General features: G+C 68.8%; 27 protein-coding genes, 1 tRNA gene and 1 other RNA gene. 11 read left to right on the top strand and 18 right to left on the bottom strand.

The genetic code is table 11. The features are described 5' to 3' along the window. Positions 1 to 2: 2 nt before the first annotated feature. The gene (locus tag AC1C2S_RS15855; protein WP_495353568.1) at positions 3 to 602 is read right to left on the bottom strand and encodes a TetR/AcrR family transcriptional regulator; all 600 of its coding nucleotides are present in this window, start codon (positions 600 to 602) and stop codon (positions 3 to 5) included. 96 nt (positions 603 to 698) lie between these two features. Between AC1C2S_RS15855 and AC1C2S_RS15850 the strand changes: the two genes are divergently transcribed. The 5 genes from AC1C2S_RS15850 to AC1C2S_RS15830 all read left to right on the top strand — a co-directional run bounded on the left by AC1C2S_RS15850 (position 699) and on the right by AC1C2S_RS15830 (position 3584). After that, a complete protein-coding gene (locus AC1C2S_RS15850) occupies positions 699 to 887 on the top strand; it encodes a hypothetical protein (RefSeq protein WP_495353567.1) in 189 nt (62 codons plus the stop codon). Between the two features lie 101 nt (positions 888 to 988). Next, on the top strand, positions 989 to 1465 hold the full coding sequence (locus AC1C2S_RS15845; protein ID WP_495353566.1) for a hypothetical protein: 477 nt from the start codon (positions 989 to 991) through the stop codon (positions 1463 to 1465). Positions 1466 to 1591: 126 nt separating this feature from the next. Continuing rightward, positions 1592 to 2317 carry a biotin transporter BioY gene (locus AC1C2S_RS15840; RefSeq protein ID WP_495353565.1) on the top strand — a complete coding sequence of 242 codons (726 nt, stop codon included), beginning with the start codon at positions 1592 to 1594 and terminating at the stop codon, positions 2315 to 2317. Beyond that, complete coding sequence (locus AC1C2S_RS15835; RefSeq protein ID WP_495353564.1) at positions 2314 to 2994, top strand: energy-coupling factor ABC transporter ATP-binding protein; 681 nt, start codon at positions 2314 to 2316, stop codon at positions 2992 to 2994. The genes AC1C2S_RS15840 and AC1C2S_RS15835 overlap by 4 nt, the downstream gene beginning before the upstream one ends. Then, a complete protein-coding gene (locus tag AC1C2S_RS15830; protein ID WP_495353563.1) occupies positions 2991 to 3584 on the top strand; it encodes an energy-coupling factor transporter transmembrane component T family protein in 594 nt (197 codons plus the stop codon). The genes AC1C2S_RS15835 and AC1C2S_RS15830 overlap by 4 nt, the downstream gene beginning before the upstream one ends. An 83-nt stretch (positions 3585 to 3667) precedes the next feature. Here AC1C2S_RS15830 and AC1C2S_RS15825 read toward each other — a convergent pair. Continuing rightward, positions 3668 to 3740 (bottom strand) — tRNA-Lys (locus tag AC1C2S_RS15825). 140 nt (positions 3741 to 3880) lie between these two features. On the opposite strand from AC1C2S_RS15825, the gene AC1C2S_RS15820 reads away from it, so the two are divergent. The 3 genes from AC1C2S_RS15820 (at position 3881) to AC1C2S_RS15810 (ending at position 6312) form a co-directional block, all read left to right on the top strand. Continuing rightward, positions 3881 to 4735 carry an inositol monophosphatase family protein gene (locus AC1C2S_RS15820; RefSeq protein ID WP_495353562.1) on the top strand — a complete coding sequence of 285 codons (855 nt, stop codon included), beginning with the start codon at positions 3881 to 3883 and terminating at the stop codon, positions 4733 to 4735. A gap of 2 nt (positions 4736 to 4737) precedes the next feature. Further along, on the top strand, positions 4738 to 5661 hold the full coding sequence (locus AC1C2S_RS15815) for an LLM class F420-dependent oxidoreductase (protein ID WP_495353561.1): 924 nt from the start codon (positions 4738 to 4740) through the stop codon (positions 5659 to 5661). 126 nt (positions 5662 to 5787) lie between these two features. Continuing rightward, positions 5788 to 6312 carry a septum formation family protein gene (locus tag AC1C2S_RS15810; protein WP_495353560.1) on the top strand — a complete coding sequence of 175 codons (525 nt, stop codon included), beginning with the start codon at positions 5788 to 5790 and terminating at the stop codon, positions 6310 to 6312. A 72-nt stretch (positions 6313 to 6384) separates the two neighbouring features. Here AC1C2S_RS15810 and AC1C2S_RS15805 read toward each other — a convergent pair whose 3' ends face one another. Beyond that, positions 6385 to 7308 (bottom strand): DMT family transporter, encoded by a 924-nt coding sequence (locus AC1C2S_RS15805; protein ID WP_495353559.1) that lies wholly within the window; start codon positions 7306 to 7308, stop codon positions 6385 to 6387. A gap of 81 nt (positions 7309 to 7389) precedes the next feature. Between AC1C2S_RS15805 and AC1C2S_RS15800 the strand changes: the two genes are divergently transcribed. Beyond that, positions 7390 to 8301 (top strand): LysR family transcriptional regulator, encoded by a 912-nt coding sequence (locus AC1C2S_RS15800; RefSeq protein ID WP_495353558.1) that lies wholly within the window; start codon positions 7390 to 7392, stop codon positions 8299 to 8301. A 56-nt stretch (positions 8302 to 8357) separates the two neighbouring features. Here AC1C2S_RS15800 and ssrA read toward each other — a convergent pair. Then, positions 8358 to 8729, bottom strand: a transfer-messenger RNA (tmRNA) gene (ssrA, locus tag AC1C2S_RS15795). Positions 8730 to 8923: 194 nt separating this feature from the next. On the opposite strand from ssrA, the gene AC1C2S_RS15790 reads away from it, so the two are divergent. Continuing rightward, positions 8924 to 9598, top strand: a complete 675-nt coding sequence (locus AC1C2S_RS15790; protein WP_495353557.1) for an SIMPL domain-containing protein — start codon at positions 8924 to 8926, stop codon at positions 9596 to 9598. 39 nt (positions 9599 to 9637) lie between these two features. Here AC1C2S_RS15790 and AC1C2S_RS15785 read toward each other — a convergent pair whose 3' ends face one another. The 5 genes from AC1C2S_RS15785 to prfB all read right to left on the bottom strand — a co-directional run bounded on the left by AC1C2S_RS15785 (position 9638) and on the right by prfB (position 14139). After that, positions 9638 to 10375, bottom strand: coding sequence for a tyrosine-protein phosphatase (locus tag AC1C2S_RS15785; protein ID WP_495353556.1), 738 nt, complete (start codon positions 10373 to 10375; stop codon positions 9638 to 9640). 47 nt (positions 10376 to 10422) lie between these two features. Beyond that, a complete protein-coding gene (gene smpB / locus AC1C2S_RS15780; protein ID WP_495353555.1) occupies positions 10423 to 10899 on the bottom strand; it encodes an SsrA-binding protein SmpB in 477 nt (158 codons plus the stop codon). A 118-nt stretch (positions 10900 to 11017) separates the two neighbouring features. Beyond that, positions 11018 to 11929 (bottom strand): permease-like cell division protein FtsX, encoded by a 912-nt coding sequence (gene ftsX, locus AC1C2S_RS15775; protein ID WP_495353554.1) that lies wholly within the window; start codon positions 11927 to 11929, stop codon positions 11018 to 11020. Then, entirely contained in the window at positions 11926 to 12969 is a 1044-nt protein-coding gene (gene ftsE, locus AC1C2S_RS15770; protein ID WP_495353553.1) for a cell division ATP-binding protein FtsE, read from the bottom strand. The genes ftsX and ftsE overlap by 4 nt, the downstream gene beginning before the upstream one ends. Positions 12970 to 13032: 63 nt before the next feature. Beyond that, positions 13033 to 14139 carry a peptide chain release factor 2 gene (prfB, locus tag AC1C2S_RS15765; protein ID WP_495353552.1) on the bottom strand — a complete coding sequence of 369 codons (1107 nt, stop codon included), beginning with the start codon at positions 14137 to 14139 and terminating at the stop codon, positions 13033 to 13035. Between the two features lie 108 nt (positions 14140 to 14247). Here prfB and AC1C2S_RS15760 point away from each other — a divergent pair, with 108 nt between their 5' ends. Beyond that, positions 14248 to 15546: an MFS transporter gene (locus tag AC1C2S_RS15760; RefSeq protein ID WP_495353551.1), complete on the top strand. Its 1299-nt coding sequence runs from the start codon at positions 14248 to 14250 to the stop codon at positions 15544 to 15546. Positions 15547 to 15565: 19 nt separating this feature from the next. Here the strand turns inward: AC1C2S_RS15760 and AC1C2S_RS15755 are convergent, their stop codons facing one another. The 9 genes from AC1C2S_RS15755 to AC1C2S_RS15715 form a co-directional block, all read right to left on the bottom strand. Further along, positions 15566 to 15859, bottom strand: a complete 294-nt coding sequence (locus tag AC1C2S_RS15755) for a hypothetical protein (RefSeq protein ID WP_495353550.1) — start codon at positions 15857 to 15859, stop codon at positions 15566 to 15568. 3 nt (positions 15860 to 15862) lie between these two features. Further along, positions 15863 to 16261, bottom strand: a complete 399-nt coding sequence (locus AC1C2S_RS15750) for a PPOX class F420-dependent oxidoreductase (RefSeq protein ID WP_495353549.1) — start codon at positions 16259 to 16261, stop codon at positions 15863 to 15865. Positions 16262 to 16320: 59 nt separating this feature from the next. After that, positions 16321 to 16758: a pilus assembly protein TadG-related protein gene (locus AC1C2S_RS15745; protein ID WP_495353548.1), complete on the bottom strand. Its 438-nt coding sequence runs from the start codon at positions 16756 to 16758 to the stop codon at positions 16321 to 16323. Positions 16759 to 16766: 8 nt separating this feature from the next. Then, positions 16767 to 17234 carry a hypothetical protein gene (locus AC1C2S_RS15740; protein WP_495353547.1) on the bottom strand — a complete coding sequence of 156 codons (468 nt, stop codon included), beginning with the start codon at positions 17232 to 17234 and terminating at the stop codon, positions 16767 to 16769. Continuing rightward, positions 17209 to 17634, bottom strand: a complete 426-nt coding sequence (locus AC1C2S_RS15735) for a TadE/TadG family type IV pilus assembly protein (protein ID WP_495354411.1) — start codon at positions 17632 to 17634, stop codon at positions 17209 to 17211. The genes AC1C2S_RS15740 and AC1C2S_RS15735 overlap by 26 nt, the downstream gene beginning before the upstream one ends. Further along, positions 17634 to 17801 (bottom strand): hypothetical protein, encoded by a 168-nt coding sequence (locus tag AC1C2S_RS15730; protein ID WP_495353546.1) that lies wholly within the window; start codon positions 17799 to 17801, stop codon positions 17634 to 17636. The genes AC1C2S_RS15735 and AC1C2S_RS15730 overlap by 1 nt, the downstream gene beginning before the upstream one ends. Positions 17802 to 17876: 75 nt before the next feature. Further along, positions 17877 to 18830, bottom strand: coding sequence for a type II secretion system F family protein (locus AC1C2S_RS15725; RefSeq protein WP_495353545.1), 954 nt, complete (start codon positions 18828 to 18830; stop codon positions 17877 to 17879). Further along, complete coding sequence (locus AC1C2S_RS15720) at positions 18818 to 19678, bottom strand: type II secretion system F family protein (protein WP_495353544.1); 861 nt, start codon at positions 19676 to 19678, stop codon at positions 18818 to 18820. Before AC1C2S_RS15720 ends, AC1C2S_RS15725 begins: the two co-directional genes overlap by 13 nt. Continuing rightward, entirely contained in the window at positions 19675 to 20907 is a 1233-nt protein-coding gene (locus AC1C2S_RS15715; protein ID WP_495353543.1) for a TadA family conjugal transfer-associated ATPase, read from the bottom strand. Before AC1C2S_RS15715 ends, AC1C2S_RS15720 begins: the two co-directional genes overlap by 4 nt. Between the last annotated feature and the right edge of the window lie 196 nt (positions 20908 to 21103).

Raw genomic sequence — 21103 nt, 5'->3', positions numbered from 1 at the left:
GCCTATCGGATCGGGCGGCCGTCGGCCGTCAGCAAGAGTTCGGAGAGCACGGTGATGAGGGCATCGCGTACGTCTTCGTCGGCGATCTGCTGGTCTGCATCGAGGAAGGTCGCACCGGCCACGAGCGTGTAGGTGGCCCCGGCGAGCGCGACGCCGAAGCGCATCCGCTCGGCGATCGGGGCGTCGTCGTCGCAGATCGAGTTGGCGAGTCCGCGAATGGCGACGTTGGCGCGTTCGATCACGGGCAGGCCGCGCAGCGACTGCCCCTGGTTGACGAAGGTGTGCACGGCGAGCCGGTTGCCGAGCAGGAAGTCGACGAAGTCCTCGATGAAGGTCGCGTGGGCCGCCGCAGTTCGGCCGCCGGCGACGAAGTCGCGGAGGAGGGTCTCGAGCAGGTCGATGGCCGGGCCGATGGCGGCCTCGAGCAGCGCCTCTTTCGACGTGTAGTGATAGAGGACGCTCGACTTCGAGTACCCGGCATGGTCGGCGATCTGCTGCAGTGAGCTCGCGGCGAAGCCGACGGTGGCGAACTGTTCGAGGGCGACCTGGCGCAGCTCATCGCTGGCGCGCACGCGGGACGGTATGGATGCTTCGGTGGGCATGAACTCACGATATTTGACCGATCGGTCAGCTTCTGCACGATCGGTCAGATTCACGGATGTCTCCCAGCCCGGCGAAACCAGCGGTAGCGTTGCGGCATGCGCAAGTACCTCTTCAGCGGAGCCGTGATCGGCGCCATATTCAGCGGCATCGGCGTGGTGCGGGCGACCGCGTCGGGCCCCCGCGACTGGCGCCTGCTGCTCATGTGGGTGTCGTGGGCGGCGAGCCTCGCGATCGCGATCGGTACGGTCGCCGAAGAGACGAAACAGGGCGAGCTCGGCGAATAGTTTCGTCGCCCGCGCCTTGCGCGGCGTGTCACTCGCGATCCGCAACGCCGTGCCTGAAACTGGGACGAACGACCCGAAACGATCCCACCGAGAGGGGCACGATGTTCCGCCGTTGGCGCCGTGCACGGCTTGCCGCTCAGGCCTCCGCCCATGTTGCCGCCCAGACGCCGCACCCTTCCGCGGCCGATCTTCGTGGTGAGCACATCTTCGAACTCCTGAACACGAAGTTGTCCGAGTTCATCGGTCCGGGCGGCGGGTGGTCGCTCGTGCGCAAGTCCGATGGCGACACCGATCGCATCTTCCACGCGATGCTCACGCACCAGATCGCGGCGGAACTGACCCGCGCCATCCTCGACGAGCGCGATTCCGTCGCCGTCGTCGTGCCTGCCGGCGAAGAGACCCTCGCGCTCGGCTGGGAGCCCGCTCCGCTCATCGTCTGGGCTGAGCCCGTCGAGACGTCGGCACCCTCCGATGAGCTTGTCGCCGAGGCATCCGCCGACTTCGAAACTGCAGACGTCGAAGCCGCCGCCCTGCCGACCATCGGCGCCGCCACGGCACTCGAGGCCCGCGCCGCCTGAGTCGCCTCGGCCTTCGCCGTCCAAGATCGACCCGTGATTCTTGTACGGCTGAGTCGACGAACGTCATCACCTCCCTCGTAACGTGATTCCCGGGCAACCGCCCGCACGTCACGAGAGGGGAACCCGATGACCTCCGCCCACAGCACCACCCCGAGCGACACCGCCACGAACGATGCGGGCGCGCCCGCCCCGCGCCCGCGCCGCAGCACTGCACGCGACCTCGCGCAGATCGCGGTGTTCGCCGCGCTCATCGCCGCCCTCACACTGCCGGGCGCGATCCCCCTCGGCTTCGGTGTGCCGATCACCCTCCAGACCCTCGGCGTAATGCTCGCCGGCGCGATACTCGGCGCCCGCAACGGTACCCTCGCCGTCACCGTCTACGTCGTGCTCGGCCTCGCCGGCCTGCCGATCCTCGCCGGCGGTGCCGCCGGCCTCGGCACCCTCGCCGGCCCGACCGGCGGGTTCCTGATCGGCTTCATCCCCGGCGCGTTCGTCATCGGCTGGCTCGTCGAGCGCTTCGCGCCGAAGCTCCCGTTCTGGTCGCTGCTCGTCGCGAGCCTCGTCGGCGGCGTGCTCGTGGTCTACCTCGTCGGCATCCCGTGGTTCGCGGTCGTCACCGGCATGCCGGTGGGCGGCGCGATCGCGGCGATGTCCCCGTTCCTGATCGGCGACGTCGCGAAGGCCGTGGTCACGGCGATCGTCGCGGCCGGCGTGCACCGCGCCTGGCCCGGCCTGATCACCGCGCGGCGGTGGCCGTGGGCCCGCCGTGTCGCGGCTTCCGACCCCGCGGCATCCGACACCGTGGCATCCGTTGCCGAGGCCGAGGCCGCACCCGAGTCGCCCACCGCATGAGCGAGATCGTCTTCGACCACGTCACGCACCGCTACGACGGCGAGGCGGTGTTGAGCGACGTCTCGCTCCGCCTCACCGAGCGGCGCATCGGCGTGGTCGGGGCGAACGGCTCGGGCAAGTCGACGCTCGCCCGCCTGGTGAACGGACTCGTCACGCCGAGCGCCGGTCGGGTGAGCGTCGACGGACTCGATGTCGCACGCAACGGTCGCGAGGTACGGCGCAGGGTGGGCTTCGTGTTCACGAACCCCGACAATCAGATCGTCCTGCCCACGGTGCGCGAAGACGTCGCGTTCTCACTGCGGCGGCTTCGGTTGAGCGCAGCGGATGCCGCGGCCCGCGTCGACGGTGCGCTCGAACGGTTCGGACTGACCGAGCTCGCCGACCGCCCGGCGCACCGCCTCTCGGGCGGGCAGAAGCAATTGCTCGCCCTCGCCGCAGTGCTCGTGATGCGACCGGCGCTCGTCGTGGCCGACGAGCCGACGACGCTCCTCGATGCACGGAACGCAGCGCTCGTCGAACGTCACTTCGCCGAGCTCGATGAACAGCTCATCGTCGTCACGCACCGCCTCGAGGCGGTCGCCGAGTTCGACCGGGTGCTCGTCATCGAGCACGGCCGCATCGTCGCCGACGACGTGCCTGCGGTCGCCCTCGACGCGTATCGGGCGCTCATCTCATGATCGGCGCGTACTTCGCGGGCGACTCGCTGCTGCATCGCACGCCGGCGGGTGCAAAACTCGTGGGGCTCGCGGCATCCGTCATCGTGGTGGCCCTGCTCCCGGCGTCGTGGATGCTCCTCGCCGCTCTCCTCCTGGTCGTTGCCGGCTTCGCCGTCGCACGCGTCCCGGTGCGGCTCGCCGTGCGCCAGCTCGTGCCAGTGCTCTGGATCCTCGCGATCGCCGCGCCGCTGAACGCGCTCTTCTCCGGCTGGGAGTCGGCGCTCGTCATGTCGATGCGACTCGCGGCGTGCGTCGCCCTTGCGGCGCTCGTGACGCTGACGACGAAGGTCTCGGCGATCCTCGACGCCGTACAGCGTGGGCTCCGCCCCTTCGGGTCGCGCGTCGACGCCGACCGCGTCGGCATCGTGCTCGCGATGACGATCAGGGCGGTGCCGCTCATGGCCGAGATCGTGCGCGCGGTGCTCGAGGCCCGCAAGGCGCGCGGCGCCGAGGGATCGCTCCGCGCCGTTGCGGTGCCGGTCGTCGTACGGGCGCTGCAGACCGCCGATGCGATGGGCGAGGCCCTCGTCGCCCGCGGCTTCGACGACTGACTCTGCGTCGCCTGAAAGTGAAACCATGCGACGCTTGAAAGTGAAAAAGCCCCGAACCCGGCGAGAGGTTCGAGGCTTGATCGTGCACCCCCTGGGACTTGAACCCAGAACCCACTGATTAAGAGTCAGTTGCTCTGCCGATTGAGCTAGAGGTGCATGCTTTCGCATTCGCAGTTCGGACTTTTCAGTAACTCGAACCGAGGAATCACGTTATCAGGAGAACCCGCGGTTGCGCCAATCGGGGCCGGAATCGGCGCGCCGCAGTCTCGGCATGGCAAGCCGGTAGCCTGAACGACGTGACAGATGCCGACGCCAACGACCTCACCACCGACCTTGCATTCGCCCTCGAACTCGCCGAACTGGCCGATGCCGTCTCTCTCGCGAGATTCCGCGCGATCGACCTCGACGTGCAGACGAAGCCCGACCGCTCCCCCGTCACCGAGGCCGACCTCGCCGTCGAACGCGCGATTCGCGATCGCATCTCCGAGGCCCGCCCTGGCGATGGCATCCTCGGCGAGGAGTTCGGCACTGAGGGCGAGAGCACCCGGCAGTGGATCATCGACCCGATCGACGGCACCGCCAATTTCCTGCGCGGCGTGCCGGTATGGGGCACGCTCATCGCGCTGGCCGTCGATGGCGTACCGGTCGTCGGCGTCGCCTCCTCGCCCGCCATGGGCCGCCGCTGGTGGGCCGCGACGGGTCTGGGCGCATGGACGACGGGTTCGGCCGCCGAGGCCGGTGCGAGCGAGCACGGCACGGATGCCGCGTCCGGCCCCTTCCCCGGTGCCAGGCGCCTTCGGGTCTCCGGTGTCGAGACGCTCTCCGACGCCGTCTTGAGCTTCCAGAGCATCGCGCAGTGGCGCAACGCGGGCTACCTCGACCGGCTCCTCTCGCTCGCCGAACGCGTCTGGCGCGACCGGGCCTACGGCGACCTCTGGTCGTACATGCTGCTCGCCGAAGGCCTCATCGACATCACAGGAGAGTTCGACGTGAAGCCGTACGACCTCGCCGCGCTCATTCCGATCGTCGAGGAGGCGGGAGGGCGGTTCACCTCGATCACGGGCGAACCCGGACCGTGGCACGGCAGCGCCCTGGCAACCAACGGCGTGCTGCACGACACGGTGCTCGCAGCGATCGACGGACAGGCGTAGCCATGGAACTCTGCATCTTCACCGAGCCGCAGCAGGGCGCGAGCTACGACGACCAGCTCGCGCAAGCCAGTGCGGCCGAGCGACTCGGCTTCGACGGCTGGTTCCGCTCCGACCACTACCTCGCGATGGGCGAGGGCGATCCCCTGCCCGGCCCCACCGACGCCTGGGTCACCCTCGCCGGCCTGGCGCGTGAGACCAGCCGCATCCGGCTCGGCACGCTCGTCTCTTCGGCGACCTTCCGGCATCCGTCGGTGCTGGCGATCCAGGTCGCACAGGTCGACGCCATGTCGGGCGGCCGGGTCGAGCTCGGACTCGGCACGGGATGGTTCGCCGAGGAGCACGAGGCCTACGGCATCCCGTTCCCGCCGAAGCGCTTCGGCATCCTCGAAGAGCAGCTCGAGGTCGTGACGGGACTCTGGTCGACGCCGGTCGGCGAGCACTACGACTTCGCGGGCGAGCACTACCGCCTCGCTCACTCGCCCGCGCTGCCGAAACCCGCCCAGACGCCGCTGCCGATCATCGTCGGCGGCGCCGGGCCGCGGCGCACGCCGGCCATCGCCGCACGCTTCGCGAGCGAGTTCAACATCGGGTTCCGCGACGAGCGCATGATCGCCGAGACGTTCGACGGGGTGCGGCGAGCGTGCGAAGAGATCGGCCGCGACCCGGGTTCGATTCGCACCAGTGTCGCGCTGCCCGCCGTGGTCGCGACATCCGATGCCGAGTACCTGCGCCGCCTCGCCGCCATCGGTGCCGACCCCGACGACTTCGCGGAGGTCAACATCGCGGGCTCCCCGTCCGCGGCCGTGGAGAAATTGCTGCGACTGCGCGACCTCGGCGCCGACCGGGTGTACCTGCAGCTCGTCGACATGCGCGACCTCGAACACCTCGAGCTCATCGCCGCAGAGGTGGCGCCGCACGTGCGCTGAATCGGCAAGCGACGCGTTCCCGAGTCCCGCTATGCTGACAGCGAATCAACCGGATGAGGCGGGGCGCCGGTATCTGATGGCCCTCTCGCGATCATCGAACCCTACCCAACCGAGAGGCTCTACCCCGTGAACTCTGCCACGCGCCGCACGCTGACGCGCGCACTCGTCTCCCTCGCCGCCGTCGCGGTCGCGATCCCGCTGTCCGGATGCAGCATCGTTCGCGACCTCGTCGGCGGCTCTGCACCGCAACCCGAACGCGACGAGACCACGCAAGAGATCGTTGAAGAAGGCGACGCCGACGTCTTCGCCCTTCAGGTCGGCGACTGCATGAACGAAGTGACCGAAGAGCTCGTCTCCGAGGTGCCCGTCGTTCCGTGCGACCAGCCGCACGACGAAGAGGTGTACTTCGACCTCACCCTCGAGGGCGAGGAGTACCCCGGCGACGACGTCGTGGAGACGCAGTCCGACGAGGCCTGCCTCGCGCAGTTCGAGCCCTTCGTCGGCCTCGGCTACGACACCTCGACGCTCGACATGTACGCGTACCGCCCGTCGCAAGAGAGCTGGGAGAGCCTCGACGACCGCGTCGTCTCGTGCGTGATCTACGACCCGGCCGGCCAGGTCACGGGAACCCTCGCGGGCACCGCACGCTGATCAGCTGAGCCACGGATGCCGCGTGGTGCGCCTTCGGGTGCGCCACGCGGCATTTCTCATGCCTGCCGGGTCTCATGCCGGCCGGGGCTTGCGGCGGCTCCACGCGACGCCGGCGAGGCACAGCACGCCGCCGATCATCCCGAGCAGGGTCGGCAGCTCACCGAGCAGCAGCCACGAGAGCACGACGACGATCGCGGGCACGGCAAGGGTGGCCGAGGCGGTCGCACCGGCGGAGCTGCGCTTGAGCACGTACGCCCAGAGCAGGAACGCGACGGCTGTCGGGAAGACCCCGAGGTACACGACCGCCAGCACGGCCGGCGTCGGCGCGTCGGAGAGCTCGCCGATGGTCTGCGGGAGGAATGGCAGCAGCGCCACGGCGCCGACCACGCAACCGATCCAGGTCGCGCTCAGCGCGTCGGCATCTCGCAGGGCGACCTTCTGCACGAGTACCCCGGCGGCATAGAGCACTGCGGCGAGGATACCGAGCACGATGCCGAGCGGATCGCTGTGCGCACCGATGCCGCCCGTCGCGATGATCACGACACCGGTGAACGCGATGCCGATTCCGATCATGAGCGGGCGCGGGAACCCCTCCTTCAGCAGTGCGCCGGCGGCGAGCGCCACGAGGAGCGGCGCGATGTTCACGAGCATCGCGGCGGTGCCCGCGTCGAGGTGGCGCTCGGCGAGATTGAGCACGAGGGTGTAGCCCGCGAACCAGAGCAGACCGTAGACCGCGATGAGCACCAGTGCGCGGGGGCGAGGCAGCGGCGGGCGGCGCCAGATGGCGATCGCGACGAGCACGGTGGCACCGACGAGCTGGCGGCCGAGCGCGAGCGGTCCGGGCGAGATCGCATCCCCGACCCCTCGGATGGCGATGAATGCCGAGGCCCAGAGCACCAGCACGATGAGCATCGCGGTCAGCACCTTCCAGCCGATCGTGGCTGGTGGCACCGGTGATTGCAGCGCGTCGGGCGCGGTCGCTGAGGGGAGTCGCATCCGTCCAGCCTGACGTGCGAATCACCTCAGTACAAGCGAACGATTCTTCCTATTCGTTCAGTGACACTGTACGATCGCGGCATGGTAGACCCACATCGACTCCGCGTGTTCCGGGCAGTCGTGCAGACCGGCTCGATCAATCAGGCTGCGACGCGACTCGGTTACACCCCTTCGGCGGTCAGCCAGCACGTGAGCACGCTGCAGCGCGAGACCGGGCTGACGCTCATCGAGAAGCGCGGGCGCGGCATCGTGCCGACGTCGGCCGGCATCGCCGTCGCCGACCGTGCCGCTCGAGTGCTCGACCAACTCGCCGATTTCGACTCCATGGCCGACGATCTGCGCTCCGGCCGCAGCGGAACGCTGCGCATCAGTTGCTTCATGTCGTCGAACCGCGCCTGGATGCCGGCGATCGCCGCCACACTCTTGAGCGAATTCCCGACACTGCGGCTCGAGCTCAGCCTCGTCGAACTGCGCGGACAACACGCCGGTGAGCCCGACATCGAGTTGTACGTCGCCGAATCGGTTCGCGGCGACCGCGACCCGGCGGTCGCAGATGGCGCAGCCGACGGCTACGAGATCGAAGAGCTTCGCACCGAGGGCTACGTCGTCGTCGTGCCGAACGGGCATCCGCTCACGAAGCAGCACTCGGCGACGCTGCGCGAGCTCGCCGACGAACCTTGGATCGACAATGACCACGCTCACGGACCATGCCGTGAGATCGCGCTGTCGGCCTGCGCCGCCCGCGGGTTCGCACCGCAGTTCCGCATCCAGGCCCCCGACTATGCGACCGCCTTCGACTACGTCGCCCACAACGTCGGCGTCACCGTGCTGCCTCGCCTCGGCGTGCTCGACCTACCCGACGGCGTCACCGTGCTGCCAGTCGACGATGTCGACGTGCAGCGGCGCATCATGTTGCGAGTGAAGCGCTCGATGCGAACGCACCCCGCGGTTCTGCGCATCACGGCGCTGCTGCGCGAGGCAACACGCACCTGAGACACGGATGCATGATGCAGCGCTGAGCTGCTCCGACAATGTGCGACAACGGCCGATGGTGGAGATGGGGGGAATTGAACCCCCGTCCATCGCTGTGATTCCACGCCTTCTCCGGGCGCAGCCTGTGCAAGCGTTCTGCTCGGCCCCGACCTTTGCCACAGGCGCCTAGGTCGACGAGCCCAGCCTGAGTAAAGTCCCGCGTGTCGCTCAGGCGACCACACGCAGCAAGTTCCCTAGATGACGCCAGCTACCGGGGCGGGAACAGACCCGCGGGCTGACGGACTATCGAGCTCGCTTAAGCAGCGAGGGCGAAGTCAGTGCGCTTTGAATTGGCACTTATTGTTTTCCAGAGATCGTTTACGAGATAACCCTGGATCCTCGGCCCGCTTCTCGTGGGTTCGCAGACGATGTCGAAACCGATCATCCCCATGAATCGCCGTGACTGCTCGCTCAGTCGGAACTGAGACTGCAGTCTGGCGGGCCGTTGTCGCACACTGTGGAATTTTCAATGGGCAGAGCCCAACCCGGGCGCCGATCTTTGAATCGGTGAGTGCCCGGCCTTACAGTCTAGAACAGGCGCGGCCGCTCCGCCATTCCCGAGCGGATGATTCTGGAGGTCCATGTGGCTACCGTCATCGCCGTGCGCGGCAACGCCGAAGAGCGCGTCGCACCCGAGCTCGGCGCGGTGTCGCTGACGGTCGGCGCGTCGGGCGCCGAGCGCGACTCCACGTTGGCGCGCACCGCCGAGGCACGCGAAGCTCTCATCGCCGCGGTGCGCGGGCTGGAGGCATCCGGAGCCCTCGACACGTGGTCGGCGGGGCAACTGCGGATCTCATCACACCGTCCGTGGAACAGTGAGGGCAAGCAACTGCCGGTCGTGCATCAGGCGAGCGCCGACGTCGAGGTCGTCTTCACCGATCTCGACAAGCTCGGCGAATGGGTCAGCGCCGTGTCCGTCAACGGCCGGGTCTCCGTTGGCGGTATCGAGTGGCGACTGACGGATGCCACCCGCAAGCGCACCCAGGAGCTCGCACAGCGCGGCGCCGTCGCCGACGCCGTCGCGAAAGCGACCGTCTATGCCGCTGCGCTCGGACTCGGCGTTCCCGCACCCGTCGAACTCGCCGACACGGGCTTGCTCACCGCACAGCCGGTCGTGCCTGCTGCAGGCGCTGAGCGGATGTACGTGATGCACGATGCAACGGTCGACTCGTCGGGCGGCGGCCCATCGCAGTTCACGCCGGCGCAACTCGTGATCGCGGCATCCGTCGACGCCAGGTTCGCGGCCGCGCCCGCCTGAGGCGAGCCGGATCGGCTGACGTCGAGAAGCCCGCCGAGCTCAGCTCGGGTCGATCAGCAGCGTCTCGAGCGCGGAGAGTTCGGAAAGCGCCAGCCCGGCGGCGAGCAGGTACTCGCGCACGGAGCCGTGTTCACGTTCGATGGTCTCGATGACGCCGTCGATCGCGTCACGCGGGCTGCCGCCCATTAGCGTGCGCAGCTCGGGGCTGTCGGGCACGCCGTAACGCACGACGAGGCCCACCATCTCTTCGAGCCACTCCCCCGCGAGGTTCGCCTCGGTCGAGGCGTAATCGGCGACGACGGACTCACGATCGACACCGACCGCGAGCAGCGCGAGGGCGATGACGACGCCGGTGCGGTCTTTGCCCGCCGTGCAGTGCACCACCACGGCGCGGTCACCGGCCGTCGAGATCTCGCGCAGTGCGGCGACGACGACCGACGCGTGCTGGGTGACGATGCGCTCGTACAGTGCGTCGAGCGAGATGCCCGCGGCACCCTGTGACGCACCGGACCCCTCGAACACCGGCAGCCGCAGCACCTCGACGTCGAGGTCGCCCAGATCGTCGGGCATGACCCGGGACTCGTTCTCGTCGCGCAGGTCGATGACGATACCGACCCCGAGGTCGCGGAACTTCGCTTGCCCTGCCTCCCCCAATCTGTGCAGGCCGTCGGAGCGGTAGAGCACGCCCGCGCGTACCGTTCCGGTCAGTGCCGGCAGCCCGCCGACGTCACGGAAGTTGTACGTTCCGGGCACAGGGATGCGGGTCGAGGTCTCCATCGCGACGAGCCTACATCGCACGTCGCTTCGACAGGCTCAGGGAACGATCAGTCGCCGAGGTTGCGCCGGCTCGCCATGGCCCGGTCGGCCTCGCGCTTGTCTTGACGCTCGCGCAGTGCCTGCCGCTTGTCGAACTCCCGCTTGCCCTTCGCAACCGCGATCTCGACTTTCGCGCGACCGTTCGAGAAGTAGATCCGCAACGGCACCAGCGTGTAGCCGCCTTGGCTCGTGCGGTGGCTGATCTTCACGATCTCCTGCTTGTGCAGCAGCAGCTTGCGCTTGCGCCGCGGAGCGTGGTTGTTCCAGGTGCCCTCGGTGTACTCGGGAATGTGCACCGCGTCGAGCCACATCTCGCCGCCTTCGAGGAACGCGTAGCCGTCGACGAGCGACGCCCGACCCTCGCGCAGCGACTTCACCTCGGTGCCGGTCAGCACGATGCCGGCCTCGTAGGTGTCCTCGATCGTATAGTCGTGGCGCGCCTTGCGGTTGGTCGCCACGACCTTCTGACCGGTCTCCCTGGGCACGAGCGGCTCCTTGCCTCGAAACGGATGCCCCGGGGCATCCGGAGCAGCCGTTCAGTCTAACGGATGCCGCGGCATCCGTTTCGCCGGACTCGGAAGCTGCGAACTCAATAGCTGCGAACTAGACCTTCAGATACCTCGTGATCGCGATGCCAGCCGACGCGGCCGCGAGCAGCACCCCCACGAGGATGAGCAACGGCACCACGATCAGCGCATCGCCGAGGTCGACGAAGGTGAACGACAGGTTGTCGGCGAGGTAGCCCTGCACGAAGAAGTACACGATCGCGACCACCGCCCCACCCGCGAGCACGGAGCCGATGAGCCCCGCGAACACGCCCTCGAGTATGAACGGGGTCTGGATGAACCGGTTCGACGCACCCACCAGCCTCATGATGCCGAGCTCTCGCCGGCGCGAGAACGCCGAGAGCCGGATGGTCGTGGCGATGAGGAGGGCCGCAGCGACGAGCATGATCGCCGCGATCGCGATCGCCGTGTAGCTCGCGGCGTTCAAGACGTCGAAGATCTGATCGAGATACCGGCGCTGGTCGACCACCCCCTCGACGCCGGCCATGCCCGCAAGACTCTCGACGAGCACGGCAGCCTGCGATGGATCGACGAGGTTCACCCAGAACGTCTCGTTCAGCACCTCGGGCGTCACGTAGTCGGCCGCCGGGGTGCCCTTGAACTGCTCCTGGAAGTTCTCGAAGGCCTGCTCGTGATCTTCGAAGTAGAACTCGTCGATGAAGGGCATCAGCGTGTCGGAACCCAGTTGCTCCTCGATCGCGGCCTTCTGCTCTTCAGTCGCTTCGCCGTCGGTGCAGCCGGCTGTGGTCGACACGCCCGTGCAGAGGTACACGGCGACCTGGGCTCGGTCGTACCAGTAGTTCTTCATCTGGCCGATCTGCAACTGCAGCAGCGCCGCGGTGCCGACGAAGGTCAGCGAGATGAACGTCACGAGCACGACGGAGACCACCATCGAGGCGTTCCGGCGAAGGCCGTTCGCCGCCTCGGAGAGCACGAGACCGATCCTCATTTCGTCGGCCCCACTTCCTGGTCGTCGTCGCCTTCCCGGGGGCCTCCCGAGGCGCGCAGTCCCAGCCGTTCAGCGAGAGTCAGATGTTCGGATGCCGCGCTTCCGGCCCTCTTCGCCTTCGCTGCGTCACTCGAGCCGGCCCCCTCGCCGGCCACGGGCACGGCGGCAGTCGCTGCGGCGGTGATCGCCGCCGCGGCATCCGTCACCTCGTCGCGCTCTTCGGGCTCGACGTAGAGCGGCTGCGCTTCGCGCATGACCTCGGTCGTGACTTTCGGTGCTGCACTCGTGATCGGCTCGCCGGTCGGCTGGGCAACGGGACCGGTGCCGTCGCCGGCATCCGCGCCGGACTCGCGGAGCGACGCTCCGTAGCCGGCGCTGCGCTCGTCGCGCACGATGTCGCCGGCGGAGAGCTCGATCACCCGGCGCTGCATCTGGTCGACGATGCCGGCCTCGTGCGTGGCCATGACGACGGTCGTGCCACTCGAGTTGATGCGTTCGAGCAAAGTCATGATGCCGGCGCTCGTCACGGGGTCGAGGTTTCCGGTCGGCTCGTCGGCCAACAGGATCTGCGGGTTGTTCACGATGGCGCGAGCGATGGCGACCCGCTGCTGCTCACCGCCGGAGAGCTCGTGGGGCATGCGCTTGCCCTTGCCGTCGAGGCCGACGAGCTTCAGCGTCTCGGGCACGGCCGACTGCACGAAGCCGCGCGACTTGCCGATGACCCGAAGGGTGAACGCGACGTTCTCGTAGACCGACTTGTTCGGCAGCAGCCGGAAGTCCTGGAAGACGACGCCGAGGTCACGCCGGAAGTAGGGCACCTTGCGGCTCGAGATCGAGCCCAGGTCTTGCCCGAGCACATGGATCGCGCCCTTCGAGGGCTTCTCCTCTTTCAGGATCAGCCGGAGGAAACTCGACTTGCCGGAGCCCGAGGCGCCGACGAGGAAGACGAACTCACCGCGGAGGATCTCAACCCCGATGTCGTTCAGGGCGGGCCTCGCCTGGCCGGAGTAGGTCTTGGTGACGGAATCGAAGCGGATCATCGCCATCGAGCCTAAGCAGGGACGGGGTGAATCGGCGCAACGACTCGCACGTTCAGCGGGTGTTTACTCGGCGGGGCGCTTGCGCCACTTGATACCGGCCGCGATGAAGCCGTCGAGGTCGCCGTCGAAGACGTGGCTCGGGTTGCCGACCTCGTAGTCGGTGCGCAGGTCTTTGACCATCTGGTACGGCGCGAGCACGTACGAACGCATCTGGTCGCCCCAGCTCGCGGTGATGTTGCCCGCAAGTTCTTTCTTCTGCGCGGCCTCCTGCTCTTTCTGCAGCAGCAGCAGTCGCGACTGCAGCACCCGCATGGCGGCGGCGCGGTTCTGGATCTGCGACTTCTCGTTCTGCATCGACACGACCGTGCCGGTCGGCAGGTGCGTGATGCGCACCGCGGAGTCGGTCGTGTTGACCGACTGGCCGCCAGGCCCACTCGAGCGGAAGACGTCGACGCGGATGTCGTTCTCGGGGATCTCGACCGCTTGCGCCTCTTCCATGAGCGGAATGACCTCGACGGCGGCGAAGCTCGTCTGACGCTTGCCGGCCGCGCCGAACGGGCTCATGCGCACGAGGCGATGGGTGCCGGCCTCGACACTCAGGGTGCCGAACGCGTAGGGCGCGTCGATCTCGAAGGTCGCCGACTTGATGCCGGCCTCTTCTGCGTAGCTCGTGTCCATCACGGTGGCCTTGTAGCCGTGCTGCTCGGCCCATCGCAGGTACATGCGCATGAGCATCTCGGCGAAGTCCGCGGCATCGACGCCGCCGGCGCCGGCACGGATGGTGATGACCGCGGGGCGGTCGTCCCACTCGCCGTCGAGCAGAGTCTGCACCTCGAGGTCGCCGATGGCCTTCTGCAGCGACTCGAGTTCGGCGCGCGCCTCTGCAGCGCTCTCTTCGTCGCCCATCTCGTTGGCCAACTCGACGAGCACCTCTAGGTCGTCGAGCCGTGAATCGATGCTCTTCACCCGGGCGAGCTCGGTCTGACGGTGGCTGAGCTCACTCGTCACCTTCTGGGCGTTCTCGGTGTCGTCCCAGAGATCGGGAGCGCCGGCCTGCTCAGAGAGCCGCTCGATCTCCGACTCGAGGCCGTCGACGTCGACGACGGAACGGATGTCGCGGAAGGTGGATCGCAGCGCGGCGATCTCCTGTGTGAGGTCAAGATCCAACATGGCCTCCCAGCCTACGCGAGTCGCCCTTCCCGCGACTGACGCGGCATCCGCCCCCTCCCCGAAGGCGACGGCACCGGGCGGTGGCGGCACGGGTGTAGCGTCGAATCGATGACCGATTCCACGCCCCGATTCTCGTGGCGCTCGATCATCCTCCCGGTTTACCTGCCGACGCTCGTCTTCTCGCTCGGCGAGGGCGCGATGATCCCGATCATCCCGCTCGTGGCGACCGAACGTGGCGCGACCCTCGCGCTCGCGGGCCTCATCGCGGCGATGCTCATGGTCGGCGAGCTGGCCGGCGATCTGCCCGCCGGCTGGCTCGTGGCGCGCATCGGCGAGCGCAACGCGATGATCGGTGCGGCGCTGCTGGCCGTCATCGGGGTGCTCATCGCGCTCGTCTCCCCGACCGTCGCGGCGCTCGGTATCGGCGTGTTCCTGCTGGGCCTTGCGACCTCGGTGTTCGGGCTCGCCCGACATGCGTTCCTCACGAGCTACGTGCCGGTGCGCATCCGCGCGCGTGCGCTCTCGACGCTCGGCGGAGTGTTCCGCGCAGGCTGGGCGGTCGGCCCGTTCGTCGCGGCGGCCATCATCGCGGCGACGGGCTCGAGCGAGACCGTCGTCTGGGTGCTCGTCGCCGCATGTTTCGCGGTGATCGGTGTGCTCGTGCTGCTGCCCGACCCGGAGCGGGTCTTCGGTGCGGCGAGGCTCGCGCGTGCGGCATCCGCTGACGTGCTCGAGACCGCGACGGATGCCGCGGGCCGGCCGCGCACGGCCGGTGAGGCCGAGGCTGCGGCAGAGTCTTCGCCGAGCGTGTTCGGCGCGATCCGCGAGAACCGAGGCGTGCTCGCGCGCATCGGCACGGGCGTGGGCCTGCTCTCCGCGATCCGCGCGAGCCGCACGGTGGTGCTCCCCTTGTGGTCGGTCTCGATCGGCATGCCCGCCGAGCAGGCCGCGCTCGTGATCGGCATCTCGGGCACCATCGACTTCGCATTGTTCTACGTGAGCGGCCAGATCATGGACCGTTTCGGCCGGCTCTGGAGCGCGATCCCCGGCCTGCTCGGCATGGCCGTCGGCCACATCGCGCTCGCGTTCACGCACGACCTGCCCGACAACGCCCTGTGGTTCGCGATCATCGCCGCCTGGCTCGGCCTCGCGAACGGGGTCACGAGCGGCATCATCATGACGCTCGGCGCCGACCTCGCGCCGAAGCAGAACCCGGCGCCGTTCCTCGGCGCGTTCCGAATGATCGGCGACACCGGCGGGGCCGGGGCTCCGCTCATGATCGCGGCAGTGACCTCTCTCGGCTCGATCATGGCCGCGAACGTCGTGGTCGGGGCGCTCGGCCTCGTCGGCGCCGCGCTGCTCTGGCGCTGGATTCCCCGGTACGTGCCCCACCGGCGACGGCGCTGACGCAGCGTTCGAGCGGGCTTCAGCCCGTCGTCGTGAGTGACAGCACGACGAGAATGACCTGCGAGACGAACACGAAGCCTCCGACGGCGACGGCGCCGATCCAGAGCCATCCGGCGACGAGTGTCGGATCGCTCTTCACCTCACGCCGCGCACGCAGCCCGAGCACGACGGCGAGCCCCGACAGCGGCAGCGAGGCGATCGCGGGCGTGAAGAGCGCGGCCACGACGATCGCGACGGCGGCGATCGCCGTCCACGCGTAGCGTCGCCCGTCAGCTCGCGCTGTCGGGCCCCGATCCGAATTGCCGTCGCTCATGGCTCAGCGTCCGTTGACCTTCTCGATCTGCATCACGAGGATGACCCGGTCGGCCTTGTCGGCGGGCGCCTGCTGCTCGGCGTTGCCGTAACGCTGGCCGAGGTGAACATAGAACGCGCCTTCCGGGTCGGGGATGACCTCGGCGAGGGTGCCGCGCAGCTCGACGTACTTCTGCGGATTCTCGGGGTCGGTCATCTCGAGGGTCATGCGGGGGTTCGCCTGCAGGTTGCGGAACTTCGCGCGCTTCGTCGTGTGCGTGAACCGGATCGTCTGCGTTTCGGCGTCGAACTCGAACCACATGGGGTTGATCTGCACTTCGCCATTGGGGCGCACGGTGCCGAGGTGGGCGAACACCGGCGCGGTGAGGATGCGAGTGAAGTGGTCTGAGATCTCAAGGGTCATGTTCCCAGTCAATCGCACGGTGAGCCGTCAACGGAACGAGCCGTGAGCTGAATGCTCCGTCAATGGAACACGGAACGGGCCGTCGCCGTCACTTCGATCGGCACCGACAGCGGCACCAGTTCTGTGTGGATGGGTGCGTACCAGACGGCCCGCATCGTGATCGTCGCGCTCTGCCCGTCGTCGGATGCCGCGCGCACGAGTTCGACGTCGTGCAAGCCGTGCACCGCGTCGGCGAGGTAGCCGTCGGCGACCTGCTGCACCTCGACATCGTCGAGGCTGAGCGAGAGGTGGTCGCCCTCGACGTGCACGGTGTCGAGGCTCCACGCCTCGGCTGCGGCGAGCGCCGCACCGTCGGCGAGGGTGAACAGGCGTTTTCGCTCGAGGTAGAGCGAGGTCGCCGAGACGACGACGAGCACGAGCGAGAGGCCGAGGAAGCAGTAGAAGATCGTGAGCAGCAGGGTCGATCCCTGTTCGCCCCGATCGAGACGCGCCCGCACCCACCGCATCATGGGCCGGTACCGCCTGTCGTCGTGGCCGCCGCGAAGCGCGACACGGTCTGAGTTGCGCTCGCCTCGAGGGGCACGCTCGTCGCTCGGTCGAGCGACAGGAACGCGGGCACGAGCGGCAGCGCGACGGTGGCCGTGACGGAGACCCGGACTCGCTCGCCCGGGGCGAGGCAATCGCCCGAGGGCGAACATGAGACGGTGACGGATGCCGCGTCGGCATCGACCCCGTAGTCGTCGAGCGTCACCCGCACGGCGCGTTCCACCGCGGCATCCGCTGCCCCTGCATCGATCGCTTGCACGGCGACGCGCGCCGCCTGCCTCGCCGCGCCCTCGACAGCGAGCGCACCGCCCTGAATCGCCGCGACGGCGAGCACGAGGTAGACGAGCGGCACGAGCAGGATGATGCCGACCGTGAGGAACTCGAGCGAGGCCGAACCAGACTCATTCGAGAACTTCGAGCGCAGCATGCCCCGTCACCTCCAGCGCACGGTCGACGCCGAGTAGTCCCACGACGGGCAGCGGGGCGCGCACCGTCACCGACACGATGGCAACGCCGCCGACGGTCGTGATGCCCGCCTCGATGTCGTTCGCGTAGTCAGTCGAGACGGCCGCACCGATCAGTTCGCGCGTGCGGGCGATGCCGGCACCCTCGCTCGACCCGGCGAGCGCGGCATATCTGGCTCCCTCGGCGGCGGCGTCGAGTACGGTGTTCCGCACGTGCAGGGCCAGCGCCAGCTGCACCACGGCGAGCGCGAGCACCGTGAGCAGAATGCCCACGAGCGTGAACTCGGCGACGGCTGAGCCACGCTCCTGCCTCGCGAGTCGCCGCGCGAACCTCCGAAGCCGGGCGGGAAGCGCCCGGTTGATCAGACGCCGAGCACCCGGCTGATCGCCTGGTCGAAGACGCCCGACAGCGCCGGCCCGGCGAGCCCCCAGATGACGATGACCAGCCCGGCCGTCATGAGCGTTATGAGCACCCAGCCGGGCACGTCGCCGCGTTCGTCGCGAATCCGTTGCTCGATCCACCTGCGCATGGGGTTTCCTTTCGTCGGTGCACCTGACTTCTGCGCACGGGGTTGAACGGTCGTCGTCATCGATGCTGCGGTTCATCAGAATCCCGTCTGCAGCACGAGGTAGCCCGGGAACAGCGCGTACGCGACTGTGACGGGCAGAATCAAGAAGATCAGGGGCACGAGCATCGCGACCTCTTTACGCCCCGCGAGCTCGATGATCGTGCGTTTGGCTTCCTCACGGGCATCGCCGGCTTGCGATCGGAGCACGGCCGCGAGCGGGGCGCCTCGATCGAGCGCACCGAGCACCTGGTCGAGGGCGCGTGAGAGCGCCGGATGCTCCAGGTCGTCACGAAGTTGCGTCAGCGCCTGGCCGAGCGGCACCCCGGTGCCGACGGATGCCACGACTCCGGCGAACTCTCGTGGCAGTTCACCCGACCGAGAGCCGACGCTCGCGAGACGACGGATCGCATCGAGCATGCCTTCGCCCGCGGTGAGGCTGAGGGTCAGGAACTCGAGCACCGTCGGCAGCTCGGCCGAGATTCGGGCGAGGCGCCGGCGGGCGGCGCGCTGCAGCACCCAGTCGCGTGCGATCGCACCGAGCGCCGCCGCGAGGAACGGCATGGCGATGCGAACGACCGCGGGAAGCGATCCGAACGCCGGCGAGAGGAGGGCGAGCGCGGAGGCCAGGGCGAATGCGCCGGCACTCCACGCCAGTTGCTCGCCCCGGAACCGCTCGACCGTCGCCGTCGACCCCGCCTGCCGGAGGCGTCGCGCGATCGTGTCGGCTCCGCCGAGCCACTCCGAGACGAGAGTGCGCAGCGCGCGAGCGGCGGGGCTTATGAGGAACCCCAGCACCGGCGTCGGGTCGGCCGGCCGTCTCGCGAGCAATGCCCGCGCCTCGGCCGAGATGTCGGCGACATACGGAGCGACACGATCGACCAGCTTCGGGCGGCCGACACGCGGCACCGCCGAGACGACGAGCCAGAGCCCGAGGCCGAGCACTGCGCCGAAGACGAGCGCGAGCGCAGAGGCGCCGTTCAGTGGAACCATCTGCGCTCCTCTGGCAGTCGGCCGAGGGCGACCATCGCTTGGTAGGCCACGATGGTCACGACCACTCCGGCGATGATCAGGGCGGTGCCCGCGGCGGAGTCGTAGGCGACGATCGTCTCGGGTCGCGAGGCGAGCACCAGGAGCAGCAACCACGGCGCTGCGACGCCGAGGCGGGCCGCGTTGCGGATCCAGGACTGCCTGGCGACGACCTCGCCGCGAAGCGCCGCGTCTTCGCGGAGGTACCCTGCGAGTCCGCGGAGCACGGCCGTCACGTCACTGCCGCCGACCTCACGGGCCATCCGGAGGGTTTCGAAGATGCGGTCGGCGACGGGGTCGGCCAGCGAAGCCTTCAGGCGGTCGAGGCACGCTCCGAAGTTGCCCGTACGTCGGTATTCGTCATCGAAGGCCGCGAACGCCGCACGGGTGGGTGCCGGGCCGAGGTCGGCGAGTGCCCCGAGACTGTCGGGCAACGACATGCCGGCTCGCACCGACGCCACGAGGTGGTCGACGACATCGGGCCACACCGCGCGATTGGTCGCCCGCCGGCGTGCGGCTCGTGCGCGCACGAGCAGCGGGACGATGGCCGCGCCCAGCAGCGTCGCGACCATAGTGAGCACGGGCACCATGAAGACCGCCTGCGCGATCGCGCCGCCTACGACTGCGAGCACGGCAGCGACGACCACGATGACGGCGACCGGCACGCCGCCGAGCCCGGCGAGGGCGAGCTCGTCGCGGATCCTCCCGCCGTCGCCGAGGCCCTTCGTTCGCGCGACCTTGGCCGGCCACATGAGCGGAGAGAAGGCCAACAACACGCCAAGACCCAACAGCGCCCCGAGCACGAGGCTCATCGGCGGGCCGCCGCGAGCACGATGTCGGGGTCGAGCCCGACGGCATGATACTTCTCGAGTCGCGCCGGCGTCGCACCCGTGGCGATGAGTTCACCGTCGCGCGAGACGAACACAGCATCGGCGTCGACGGATGCCCCGGTGCATCCGCCCGTCGGCGCGATGATCTCGGAGACCCGACGGTGACCGTCTCGGTCGATCGCGAGGTGCACGACGAGGTCGATGCAGCTGGCAACGGTCGGCACGACGAACGAGGAGTCGATGTTGCGGCCGGCGAGGAGCGGCAGCGTGCAGAGCTTCGCGAGCGCGTCGCGCGCGGAGTTGGCGTGGATGGTGCACATGCCCGGCAGGCCCGAGTTCAGCGCGATGAGCAGGTCGCGACTCTCGGCCTCGCGCACTTCGCCGACGATGAGCCGATCGGGCCGCATGCGCAGCGCTTCTTTGATGAGCCGGCGCAGCGTGATCTCGCCGGTGCCCTCGAGGCTCGGTTGACGGCACTGCAACGCCACGAGGTCGCGCACGTCGAGATCGAGCTCGAACGTCTCTTCAACGGTGACGACCCGGTCGCTCGCGCGCGCTCCGGACATGAGGGCGTTGAGCATGGTGGTCTTGCCCGTGTGCGTCGCACCCGACACGAGCATGTTCGCACCGGCGAGCACGCTCATACGGAGGAACTCGGAGGCGTGCGGCGTGACGGAACCGAGCTCGATGAGCTGTGCGAGCGAGCGGATGCGGCGCTGGAACTTGCGGATGTTGACGGCCCAGTGCGCCCTCGCGACATCGGGGATGGCGACGTGCAGCCGCGAGCCGTCGGGCAGCGAGGCATCGACGAAGGGCGACGAGAGGTCGACGCGGCGACCCGAGTGCTGCAGCATCCGTTCGACGAGCTCTCGCACCTCGCGATCGGAGAGCACGACGGTCGTCAGCTCTGACACGCCGTGGCGGGCGATGAACACCTTGGTGGGCGCGTTGATCCAGATCTCTTCGACCTCGGGATCGTCGAAGTAGGGCTGCAACTGCCCGTAGCCGGTGATCGAGGCGACCACGTCGCGAGCCGTGCCGTGCTCGTCGCCCAGCTGGGCATGCGCGCCGGCGAGCGCACGCTCGCTGTACCGCCGCACCTCTTCATGCGCGTAGCGCGCCGCGGCGGACTCGTCACGCGTGAGATCGACCCCGTCACGGAGCACCCGTGTGCGCACCCGGTCGGCGATGGTGCGCACGGCGTCGGTCATGGCATCCATCATGCGGTGTGTCGGATGCCTCGCCCCGAAGTTATCCACAGGCGCACCGCGATGGGGCGATCATCGCCTCGCGCCCGCTCGAGGCGATGCCGTGGTTCCCGGGCACGCATGGGTGGGGCAGATCATGCCGCTCGGCGCAGCCTCGAGAGAAGCGCGGCACTGTGGTCGCTCCAAGGGCGGCGAATGC

This window comes from Agromyces sp. Y782 (assembly GCF_059445405.1).
Note: the sequence above shows the minus strand (reverse complement) of the source record. Positions and strands in the feature narration are given on the sequence as shown.